Source organism: Gordonia sp. (in: high G+C Gram-positive bacteria) (genome assembly GCF_012515855.1).
Lineage (GTDB): Bacteria > Actinomycetota > Actinomycetes > Mycobacteriales > Mycobacteriaceae > Gordonia.
In genome coordinates, this window is record NZ_JAAYXO010000015.1 from 1 (window position 1) to 2760 (window position 2760).

3 protein-coding genes and 1 pseudogene are annotated in these 2760 nt (G+C 67.6%); 1 reads left to right on the top strand and 3 read right to left on the bottom strand.

What is annotated here, in order from left to right:
• A pseudogene (locus GX543_RS01055) lies at window positions 1-640 on the bottom strand (DUF418 domain-containing protein); the annotation flags it as partial.
• A gap of 99 nt (window positions 641-739) precedes the next feature.
• Here GX543_RS01055 and GX543_RS01060 point away from each other — a divergent pair.
• Entirely contained in the window at window positions 740-1486 is a 747-nt protein-coding gene (locus GX543_RS01060) for a TetR/AcrR family transcriptional regulator (protein ID WP_290849233.1), read from the top strand.
• 45 nt (window positions 1487-1531) lie between these two features.
• On the opposite strand, the gene GX543_RS01065 is transcribed toward GX543_RS01060, so the two are convergent.
• Complete coding sequence (locus GX543_RS01065; RefSeq protein ID WP_290849234.1) at window positions 1532-2308, bottom strand: hypothetical protein; 777 nt, start codon at window positions 2306-2308, stop codon at window positions 1532-1534.
• 103 nt (window positions 2309-2411) lie between these two features.
• The coding region (locus tag GX543_RS01070; RefSeq protein WP_290849235.1) for a universal stress protein at window positions 2412-2760 on the bottom strand (349 nt) is incomplete at its 5' end.

Genomic DNA, 2760 nt, shown 5'->3' on the forward strand with positions numbered 1-2760 from the left:
CGGCCTGCAACACGAGGAGCTCGAGTCCGTCGAGGTGGAACGCGACGATGTCGGAGACCGATCCGAGCATCGCCTGCGTCTGCTCCTGCGCGTTATCGAGTGCTTCGGCCGTCGACGGCATGAACGCCGCCCGGTCGATGAACAGGGCGCTCACCACCAGTGACAGCAGAACGATTCCGTAGAGGCCCCCGGCCACCCGCAAGGCGGCGGAGTCGGAGATCCGATGCATGGCCAACAGCAGGAGGCAGGCGATGGCATAGGTCGTCAGGATGTCGCCGCTGTAGAGCGCGACGATGTTGATCGCACCCAGGATGAACAACCCCAGAACACGGCGCAGCATCCGTGCCGAGAAGCCGCGCCCCGCTCGGCGGGCGGCATTCATCTGCAGGGTGAAGCTGTACCCGAACAGAAAGGCGAAGAGCAGGTAGAACTTCATCGAGAACAGGGCGGCGACGATGAAGCGGGCGGCGTCGTCGAGGTGCGAGGTGAACGACGGATCCGTGACGAGGTTTCCGGGGTAGGCCGAGGCCATGAACGTGATGTTGACGACGAAGATCCCGAACAGGGCGAACCCGCGAACGGCGTCGACGTCGTGAATCCTCCCCTGCCGGACGGTATCGGTGGCTGGCTGAAGCGACATACCGAGACTCTAACAGATATAGTTTATGACAGTAACTATCTCACGTATATGGTGGTCACGACGACATCGGCGAGGAGTTGAGTGGGGGAAGTGGCGAGCATGGTCGATGACACTCCGGAGTGGCTGCGCAGGATGTGGCGGCTGCCCGAGCCCGAGGCCCGACGCGGCCGGCCGGCGGGCCTGACCACCGATCGCGTCGTCGACACCGCCGTGCAGCTGGCCGATCGCGGCGGCCTCGACGCCGCCACGCTCCCCAAAGTGGCGAAGGCACTCGACGTGACGGCCATGTCCCTGTACCGCCACGTCGGATCCAAGCGCGAACTCGTCGAGCTCATGGTGGATTACGCGACCAGTCCTCCCCCGCCCGCAGCCGCAGGCGACGGCGACTGGCGCACCGCCCTGGCCGACTGGGCGCAAGCCCTCTGGGACTTGTACGGGACCCGGCCCTGGCTGCTGCGAGCACCGATTCACGGTGCACCGAGCGGCCCCAGCCAGCTCGCCTGGCTCGAACAAGCGCTCGCCGCCTTCTCACACACGGATCTCAGCGCGAAGGAGAAGGTGATGTACGCGATGCTGGTGAGCGGATACGTCCGGCAATCTGCGCTGATGAGCCATGATCTCGGTGAGGGACTGGACGACTCGGAGACGCAGAGCGAACGGGAACACCGCTACGGGCACGACATGCTCGGCCTCCTCGACCGCACCCGGTTCCCCGAACTCTCGGCGCTGTTCGAGTCCGATGCCTTCGATCAGCCGGTCGTGCCCACGGAGACGACACTGCGGAAAGACTTCCGCGACGGACTCGACACCATTCTCGACGGGATCGCCCGACGCGTAGAACACTGAGGACCTGCGATCCCCGCGGCGACGCGTGGGGTGCAGTCGGCGAGGTCACTGGAGGCCTTCGGCGCGGGCCAGCCGGATCTGCTCGGTGACCTCCCGGTATCCCGCCACCCTCGCCATCACCCGGTCCGCGCCCGAGTCCCCCGCAGGGGTGAGTGGTGCCGCCTCGATGCCGTACAGCATGGCGGCGAGTTCGCCGTGGAGTTGAACGCGCTGTTCCGCGGTCCGCGCATCGGCGCGTTCCTTGCGGAGTGATTCGTCGATCAGTCGCGCCTCGACCGCACATCGGACGATCAGATCCACGCGCTTCTTGGCCGCGTCCTCCAGACGCGACACGGTGGTCTTGGCCTCGGACAGGATTCGGCGGTCCTCGGCAGTCGGCGAATCCAGGCGCTTCAACTCGTCGGCCACGCTGCGCAGGGCGACGGCCCGCTCGAAACCTTCGGAGATCTCAGCGATGTCGATGGAGAAGTCCACCTCGCCGAGCCACCCCTCCCGCGCGGCCTCCGATGCGGCCACCTGCTCGGCGGCCTTGATCGCCGAGTCGACGCGTTTGGCGTTGCCCTTGCCCAGTCGTGCGACCCGGGCCTTCTCGTCCGCGATCGCCTGCGCCCGGCGCTCGGCTTCGGCGGCCGCCGCCAGCGCTTCCTTGCGCTCGTTGTGCGAACCGACGGCGGCGGCGACGATCGCGATCACCGCGATGACGCCCACGACCACGCCGATCGCGATCCAGGCGCCGGTCGGGATCGCCATGAGCACCGACACCGCCAAGACGAGGGCGACGAAGCCCACGCAGCCGCTGTTCGAGTCATTCCCCTTGGCCATCCCCTCTGCCTCCGTGTCGCCCTCGCGCGTCGGTGGCGCGAGGTGTCCGAAGGTTACGGGGCGACTCTGACAATCCCGGCGAATCTCCGGCCGGGCAGTGGCGTCAGCCCGGAACGATCATCACCGGGCAGTGGGCGACGTGCAGGACCGCCTGGCTGGTGGAACCCAGCAGCAATCCGCGGAAACCGCCCCGACCGCGGCTGCCGAGGACGATCAGCTGGGCATCGGCGGCCGACGCGATGACCTGCTCGGCCGGATTCTCCATCGTGACGACGTTCTCGACCGCGACGTCCGGGTAGTCCCCGAGGCAGCCGGCGAGCTGCGAGCCGAGGCTCTCGTGGGCCTCGTCCGCCAGCTGCCGACGGCCCTGTTCGAGGCGGTCCACGTCGGCGATGCCCGGATAGCCGTTGTAGGTGTGCACGGCGATCAGCGGCGCGTCGAGGATCGACGCC